The sequence below is a fragment of the Lachnobacterium bovis genome (assembly GCF_900111325.1).
Lineage (GTDB): Bacteria > Bacillota > Clostridia > Lachnospirales > Lachnospiraceae > Roseburia > Roseburia bovis_A.
Genome location: NZ_FOGW01000039.1, coordinates 1 through 8,435 on the forward strand (window position 1 = coordinate 1; position 8,435 = coordinate 8,435).

At 30.6% G+C, this 8,435-nt stretch carries 8 protein-coding genes and 3 pseudogenes; 4 read left to right on the top strand and 7 right to left on the bottom strand.

Translation table 11 applies throughout. The annotated features are described in order from the left end of the window. Positions 1-486: 486 nt before the first annotated feature. From BMY79_RS11250 to BMY79_RS11275, 6 genes and pseudogenes are all read right to left on the bottom strand, one after another. On the bottom strand, positions 487-1,134 hold the full coding sequence (locus BMY79_RS11250; RefSeq protein ID WP_022750364.1) for a 3'-5' exonuclease: 648 nt from the start codon (positions 1,132-1,134) through the stop codon (positions 487-489). Positions 1,135-1,260: 126 nt separating this feature from the next. Beyond that, positions 1,261-1,824, bottom strand: coding sequence for a hypothetical protein (locus BMY79_RS11255; protein WP_027422597.1), 564 nt, complete (start codon positions 1,822-1,824; stop codon positions 1,261-1,263). Between the two features lie 31 nt (positions 1,825-1,855). After that, positions 1,856-2,332, bottom strand: a complete 477-nt coding sequence (locus tag BMY79_RS11260) for a hypothetical protein (RefSeq protein ID WP_074730990.1) — start codon at positions 2,330-2,332, stop codon at positions 1,856-1,858. A 374-nt stretch (positions 2,333-2,706) separates the two neighbouring features. Beyond that, a pseudogene (locus BMY79_RS11265) lies at positions 2,707-3,292 on the bottom strand (cupin domain-containing protein). A gap of 188 nt (positions 3,293-3,480) precedes the next feature. Beyond that, complete coding sequence (locus BMY79_RS11270) at positions 3,481-4,110, bottom strand: lactate utilization protein (RefSeq protein WP_027422596.1); 630 nt, start codon at positions 4,108-4,110, stop codon at positions 3,481-3,483. Positions 4,111-4,125: 15 nt separating this feature from the next. After that, entirely contained in the window at positions 4,126-4,596 is a 471-nt protein-coding gene (locus tag BMY79_RS11275; protein WP_074730991.1) for a GNAT family N-acetyltransferase, read from the bottom strand. 203 nt (positions 4,597-4,799) lie between these two features. Here BMY79_RS11275 and BMY79_RS11280 point away from each other — a divergent pair, with 203 nt between their 5' ends. Next, positions 4,800-6,551: a glycoside hydrolase family 13 protein gene (locus BMY79_RS11280; protein WP_074730992.1), complete on the top strand. Its 1,752-nt coding sequence runs from the start codon at positions 4,800-4,802 to the stop codon at positions 6,549-6,551. A 90-nt stretch (positions 6,552-6,641) separates the two neighbouring features. On the opposite strand, the pseudogene BMY79_RS11285 reads toward BMY79_RS11280, so the two are convergent. Continuing rightward, positions 6,642-7,163, bottom strand: a pseudogene (locus tag BMY79_RS11285) (restriction endonuclease subunit S); the annotation flags it as partial. Positions 7,164-7,262: 99 nt separating this feature from the next. Here BMY79_RS11285 and BMY79_RS11960 point away from each other — a divergent pair. The 3 genes and pseudogenes from BMY79_RS11960 to BMY79_RS11300 all read left to right on the top strand — a co-directional run. After that, positions 7,263-7,712 (top strand): restriction endonuclease subunit S, encoded by a 450-nt coding sequence (locus BMY79_RS11960; RefSeq protein WP_242941504.1) that lies wholly within the window; start codon positions 7,263-7,265, stop codon positions 7,710-7,712. Further along, entirely contained in the window at positions 7,712-8,107 is a 396-nt protein-coding gene (locus tag BMY79_RS11295; protein ID WP_083383571.1) for a restriction endonuclease subunit S, read from the top strand. The genes BMY79_RS11960 and BMY79_RS11295 overlap by 1 nt, the downstream gene beginning before the upstream one ends. An 85-nt stretch (positions 8,108-8,192) precedes the next feature. Further along, a pseudogene (locus BMY79_RS11300) lies at positions 8,193-8,435 on the top strand (helix-turn-helix domain-containing protein); the annotation flags it as partial.

Below are 8,435 nucleotides of genomic sequence, written 5' to 3' on the forward strand. Positions count from 1 at the left end.
AATTAATTATTGCGATATTCTTTTTGTTATCTTGAAAATTAATTATTGCGATATTCTTTTTGTTATCTTGGAAATTAATTTTTATGATGATTTATATGATATACGATGATTTACTTTATAGAATATTATTATTAAATGTTATGATTTGGATATTTTTTATTAATGTCTCCATTATGTAGGAAACTTCTATTAATAAAGTTTTGAAGTTTCCCTCATTAAGTATATTATTATATAATATTTTATTATCGATATATAATATTTTATTATCGATATATAGCATTTTATTATCGATATATAGCATTTTATTATCGATATATAGTATTTTATTATCGATATATAGTATTTTATTATCGATATATAGCATTTTATTATCGATATATAGCATTTTATTATCGATATATAGCATTCTATTATCGATTTTTGTTCTTTTATATTTCTTTATTACTATTAATAGAATTTTTTTAGCTTTTAAACCTTTTTAATAATCTAAAAGCTAAATTCCTGCAAAAGATTTCCCATAGAAAATGTTAAGGACTCTGTTGGTTGCATTAATTCCACTAATGGTTTCATCTTTTTTTCAAATAGGGCTCTATCTTGTATTGTTTGATAGATAAATGCTGTATTTCTTGCATCGTCAACTGCTGAGTGCTGTTGTCCTATAAAATTGACGTTTATGCCCTTTAATACATTATTAAGTGAAAGATTTTGACTTACGCATAACATACTATCAACTATTTCTTGCAAATCTCTCCAATTTTCAAAAATTTTATCTAGTCTTGCATCATTATACTTTTTCATATTACCTTCTCTTTCAATGACAATTTTATCTTCTTTGCCCCAAGAGTAAACTACTGCATCTTCATCATCAATCCATTCTAGAAATCTATTCATTACAACAGAATATACGTCTTTATCCGAAAGCATATCATTTGTAATATGAGTCAAATTTTCTATTTTTTTATCAACAAACGAATACATTGGTTTAACATATTCATTGAATTCATCGATTATTGCATTATTTTCATCTAATTTAACAGCGCCAATTTGAATTATTTCATTTTGGCAGTGTGTAATCATATCTTTATATATTTTAGGTAATTTGCAAAACTCCAAATCTAAAATTATTTTATACATCTATCTCCTCCTCTAACTGAATGCTGCTGCATTCAACTACTACTAGTATAAACCATAAATTTATAATTCGCCACAACTAATTTTTATCGTTTTCTTTTAACTGTTGCATTTATTGTTTTCAGCTAACTATAATACATCAGCTTCTAGCATTGGAAATATTTCTTTTATTTTTTGACAAAAATCTGGAGTTTGATAAGTAATGTATGATACATTCATATCTCCAAATATTATAATTCTTTTATCTAGCCCTTTTTCTTCTATTATTTTATTTAGAAAACTAATTATTTTTACATCAAACCAGTCATAATAGAAGGTAGCTGTATAATCATATTTATCTCCATTAAAGTCAAATTTTAATTTGCTTGTGCCTATACCCTTCTCATATGTTTCCTTGGAAACCTCATTTATAACATTTTTAAATTTAATTTCTTCTTTTGAAATTTTTTGCAATGAATCAAAAAAAATTTCGTATTCAATACCTTCAAAATCAGTATAAAAAGCATTAGAAAAATCCATAGCATTAAGCATAATTGATGCCATTTCATCTTCATCTAAATCATTTAACATTTGTTGTGGATATTTTTTTAGGTGATCAACTACTTTTGTTTCATCTGACTTAAAATTTAGTCCTAATTTTTTTATTTGTGGATAATATTTTTTTACAATATTTTCTAAATCTGTTTTTTGCATAATTATTCTCCTCTAAACTTTTTAATTTTTGCTATCTATAAATATTGGGATTTTTTTCATATGAAATTATTTCACCAATTTCGTTGCTCATTTTACCAATTTTATCCGCTATGTAATCATATAAATTATCATAAACGTATGCAATTTTTTCAGGGTCTATTGGATAATCTTCCAGTAGATTTTCATTAAATAACATATTAGTAGCATACATTCCACATTCTTTAAATAAATCTGTTATTTCATATATTAAATTTTTTTCTTCATCTGTAAAAATTTTTTGTTCACATAATTTAGTTTTTATGTTTTCACAAAAGAAAGTAAAACATTCGTCCCAATTGTAATTTCCGTTAGTTTGAGCTTCATATCTAATTTTTTCTATTTCTCTTAAAAGCTCTCCTTGAAGATTATCTGCTTGGCCTGATGGTGGCACAAGGTTAATCATTATGTAATTGCATTCTTTTGCGTACTGCATCTTATATTTTATTTTTTTTAATTCATTTATATTCATTTATTTCTCGCTTTCCTTATTAATCTTTAGATGTATTCTTATTTTATTGTTTTTATTTGCTTTATTATATCTTTGTTCGTTGTTTTATCTACTTTGTCATATCTTTATGGTTATAACGTGCATGAGCACATATATTTTGGAACGTTGTTTTATTTATTTTATCATATCTTGTGTGAGATTAAAAAAAACTGATAAAAATGACAATTATTATTATTTGCCACTAATTACCAGTCTTAAAACAATTTTATTGTTTTGTGAATATTATTTTCTTGTTAGCATTTTGTTTTGTGGATATTATTGTTTTGTGGATATTATTTTTTTGTTAGCATTTTGTTTTGTGGATGCTATTATTAGTTTGTTAATATTTGTTATTGCTATTTTAATTTATTATAATCTTCGTCTGTAACTACCTCTAACCATTCAGTGCTTGTTTCTTCACCTTCTACTTCTATAGCAAGATGAGCAAACCATGAACTTGGCGATGCGCCATGCCAATGTTTTACTTCTGCTGGTATATTAATTACAGTTCCTGGTGACATTTCTACAGGTTCTTTACCAAATTCCTGATAATAGCCTCTTCCGCCTATGCATATGAGAATTTGTCCTCCACCGTTTTTTGCATGGTGAACATGCCAATTATTTCTGCAACCAGGCTCAAATGTCACATTAAATACTGGTACTTGATCTGTAGAAACAGGTGCAAGATAGCTCTGACCTATAAAAAACTCTCCATATGGATTTTTTTCTCCGATTGGAAAACTAATCTTTTTTTGAAAAATATCTCTTTCTTCTTCTCTTGATATATTCTCATTCCAAATTTCTTTTACCATATTAAAAACTGCCCATCCTTTTGTCCAACCTACGTACATCACTACGTACATCATCATTAAGATGTGCAAACAATGGTGCAAATTCGCCTAATTGTTCACGTCCCGCAGTCTGTACAATCTTATCACTCAACTTACTTTCCTCCTCTTATAACTATATACTATTTACACTTTATTTAATAAAAATATTATATCGTTTTTATTGACTGAATGTCAATTTTAAAAGTCTACAGTATTTTTGCCTCTAATGCTTTTTTATGAAATCATTTTATGAAATCATTTTTCGAATTATCTTTGCATAATGGTATTATTCTGATTATTTTAGAATCCTAGTGTATCATTTACTAAAATCACATGTATTCTATCTTTATGTCTTGAATAACGAGTTATCAAGAATTGACAGCAAATTGTATCTGGTGATTTGCAGTTCATACATGAACCTGTTTTGACACATGGTGTTGAAAGTTCAAATCTTTGAGCATTGATTGGAGCTGCTACATTTCTTGCACGTTTCATGGCGCTATCAACGTCATTACAAATTTTATTCATTCCAACAATTACAACAACATGTTTAGGGCCTTGAGCGATTGCCGATACTCGATTTGAATTACCATCAATATTAACCATTACTCCATCTTCAGTAATTGCGTTTGCGCTTGTCAAATAATAATCTGCATCATACCCAGCAAGCATTGCCGCTCTTTTCTCTAATTTTCCATCTTTATTAATATAATTATAATTTCCGTTTTTTAAAGCTTCAACTAAACCAATCTCGTTAGCAGACATTGTGCCACCTTTTGAAATAGAAGAGCCTTCTGGAATAAGATTAAGGGCAATATTTAAAGCTTCTTCTTTATCTTTTGCGTAATAGCCCTTCATATTTCTTGATTCAATTCCTTTTATTACTTTTTGTGCTAATTTTTCATTTCTATTTTTTATACACTCGTTCATTTTTCCTCCTAAAAATCACAAAATATATTCCATTATTTTTTCTTTGGTTTGCATACCAAGGGACTCGTAAAAAGACTCTGCCTTATCATTACCACTCCAAACACAAAGTGTAACTTCATAGCAGCCTAGTTTTTTTGCTTCAGATTTAACATACTCGAAAAGTTTAGAACCAACATGTTGACCTCTTGCCGCTTCATCTACACATAAATCATCTATAAACATCTGTTTAATTTTTACACTATTTATTGCATCTTCAGGCGTATCTTTTATCATACACATTGCATACCCTAAAACATTATCTGCATCATCAGTTGCAACATAAATCGGTTTAGAATCATTATTTAGCATTTTTTTAACTTCATCAATATCATATTTAGATGTTCCAGAGACAAAAATATCTGGTCGAATATTTGCATGAATTTCAAGAACCTGTTTTAATAGATCTATTATTCTAGGTATATCTTTTTCTTGTGCCAATCTAATCATACTTCACCTCCGAATGTTCATTTATAATATATTAATTCTTAATATCCACTCTAGTCAAGATGTTTTATACTATTATTTGTAATAAAGGTATTTCTTATTATTTAATTTTTTTGTATTTTGCTATTGATTTTTTTTAATAAAATATTTATGATTAGAAGTAAGACATTTAAAAATTTTAGTAAATTTTAGTAAAGGGGTTTTATATGATTTATGCAGGAATTCTGCACTATGCAGATCAACGAGATTGCTTTTTTTTAGAAAATGGGAAATTGAGAATTCGTCTTATGGTAGCTAAAAATGATATTAGCACCATCTATTTGCACACTAGAGATAAATATTTAAGCATTGAGCAAAAAGATACACGAGCTTGTTGTGAGATGACAAAATATGCTACCGATTTTGGTCATGACTATTTTATGGCCGATGTAACTGTCAATTCCATCGATGGTAGCGAACACGCTAATAATCCGGATATTTTGTGTCTTCGTTATTTTTTTGAGCTCATTGATAGCGCAGGTGCTCGAATATGGTATGGTGACTCTAGATTCTTTTCTTATGAGCCACAGGATGTAGAGACTATGTTTGACTGTCCTATTTTATCTCGTCAAGAACAAACTTTTGTAATTCCAGATTGGGCTAAAGATGCTGTTGTTTACCAGATTTTTCCATCTAGATTTGCTACTACAGATCAAGTAGATGATGCCGTTTGGTATCAGGAGCCTATTTCCTGGGACGCAGATTTACATGGTTCTTTACGTGGTATAACTGAGCGTCTTACATATTTAAAGGAATTAGGTGTCGATGTGATTTATTTGACACCAATTTTTCAATCTAATACTTCTCACAAATATGATACTATTGATTACTATCATGTTGATCCATCACTTGGAAATGATGAAGATTTACATGAACTAATTGATAACGCCCATGAATGCGGTCTTAGAGTTATGCTTGATGGTGTATTTAATCATACCTCTACAGATTTTTTTGCTTTTAAGGATATACAACAAAATGGGCGAAACTCTAGATATTACAATTGGTATTACATAGACTCTCTTCCACTTAATTATGGCTCACAGTATGAAGTTCCATCATATCAAAGCTTTGCTTTCTTCGGTGGAATGCCTAAACTTAGAGTTAGTAATCCTGAAGTTGCAGATTACATTATCGGTGTTGCAAAATATTACATTGAGGAATTTCATATTGATGGATGGCGTTTAGATGTTGGTGATGAAATTGGACATGAATTTTGGAGAAGGTTCAGAAAAGAAATAAAAGCAGTTAATCCTGATGCTTTAATTGTTGGAGAAGTTTGGCACTATGCTCCTGATTTTTTACAGGGTGATCAATGGGATTCTGTTATGAATTATGCTTTTTATAAAAGTGTTTCATCCATTATTTGTGATGAAAGTCTTCGACCATCAGACTTTTTGGCCGAACAGGGCTTTTTACAAGGTCAATATCACACTGCTGTCTTACCTGTTATGTGGAATTTGATAGACAGTCATGATACTTGTCGTTTCTTGTGCCGTGCCGGTGGCGACAAAAGGAAATTACGTCTTGCTGCTGCCATGCAAATGCTACTACCTGGAACACCTTTCCTTTATTACGGCGATGAGGTTGGTATGAACGGAGGAAATGATCCTGATAATCGACGTGGTATGCTTTGGGATAAAGATCGTCAAGATCTTGAATTATATGCTTGGTATCAAAGACTTACATATTTTAGACATATTATAAATGATATTCCAAAGGGTTCTTATAAATTTACCACTTATGACAATGTAAAACGTATATTAGAATACCACTTAAATTCTGGTGAAATACTTATTTTCCATCCTGGAAATCAAGAAACTACTGTTAAAGAATATTATGGATATCTTGAATTGTTAAGCGATGAAAAATTTGATGGAAATTTACATGGTTATGATTGTGTGTTGTTGAAACACCAATAAAGATTGAAGTCCATTGCTAGATGGACTTCTTTTTTTGTAAAAAACTTACTCTTTCTAACAGAAATACCTTCTTTTCTAAATTTGTGATTTCTATATTTCATTGAAAAATAACAAACGTCGATGAAGGGTGATAAGGTTATCGAGGTTCAAGAAAAATTTACCTATCAATTCCATTTCGTCAGGATTATTAGGAATAGTTGATTCAAAAGAGCGTATCTCATCAAGGGAGATATGCTTAATAGTTCCTCCATGAGCTAACCCTTGCATTACCTTGGAAAACAGTCCTGTGTTTAACCATTGATATAGGAACTCTTCACTCACAGTAGCTTTTATTCGACCTACTCGCTGAGCCAATATTTGCCAATTTTCAACGACTTTTGCAGTTCTACCAACTGTTCCATCCATAGTAACAAGAATATCACCTATGTCCAATAAATATGAGGATATAATCTTCTCGTCTGTAATGTTTATATGGTTTCCAACTGCACTACTAACGTTAGGAGAATCATCTTGAATATTCCCATTAGTAATAACTAAATACTTTCCATCATCAGAAAAATCTTCACTTTCAAACGGATATCCAGTGCTAACATTAGCAATATCAGAAAGCTTACGCTGTTCCCAAACTACTACATTATTTTATTTAATTTACGATACTTCAGAAAAACACTTTCTTGGGAACAGCGTAAGTTAGGAGAAATAGCAACTTTTATCAATGGAAGGGCATATTCTCAGGAAGAATTATTAAGTTCGGGAAAGTACAAAGTTCTTCGAGTTGGCAACTTTTATACAAATGATTCTTGGTATTATTCTGACCTTGAATTAGATGAAAAATACTACGCTGAAGAAGGTGATTTATTATATACATGGTCTGCTACATTTGGACCTCATATATGGCACGGAGACAAGGTTATATACCATTATCACATATGGAAGGTAGAGCTGTCGGAGCATTTAGAAAAACGATTTGCAGTGCAATTATTGGAACAAGATAAAGCAGTAATTTTGTCTGATAAAAATGGGTCAACAATGGTTCATATAACAAAAGCTGGAATGGAAGGAAAGACTGTTCTTATCCCTAAGAATGTTAATGAGCAAGCTAAAATCGGAGCATACCTTGATAAACTTGATAACCTTATCACCCTTCATCAACGAAAGTAATCTTAAAAACGCTTTCATGGGAACAGCGTAAGTGTGGTGATGTTGTAGATGTTTGTAGTGGTAGAGATTATAAACATCTTGAAGAAGGTGATATACCAGTTTATGGAACTGGCGGATACATGTTAAGTGTTTCTGAAGCATTATCTGAAGAAGATGATGCTATTGGAATTGGAAGAAAAGGAACAATTGATAACCCTTATATTTTAAGGGCGCCATTTTGGACTGTAGACACGCTATTTTACTGCATTCCAAAGAATGGATTTGATTTGGATTTTGTGTATGGAGTCTATCAAAATATAAATTGGAAACTAATGGATGAATCCACCGGAGTTCCAAGTTTATCAAAAGCAGCAATAAACAAAGTGGATGTAGCTACGCCAACTTTAGAAGAGTGATATGTACCCTCTTTACTGGACAATGTAAAGTTCAGTAAGGAGGGTTATTTTTATGCGTTATAGTTATGAATTCAAAAGAAAATGTGTGGAAATGTATCGGAAAGGAATTCTGCCAGATATTCCCGATGGTATCACCAAAGAAGAATTTCAACACCAAATTAGAAGATGGACAAGAATTGAGGATGCTAATGGACCTACTGTCTTAAGGCACAAAAGTCAAAATAAATATTGGACACCAGAGGAAAAGTTAAAACTTGTATCTCAAGTCATTACTGGTAAATCCTGTAAATCTGTTGCATTTAATGCAGGGATCAATGATGGTCAGTTA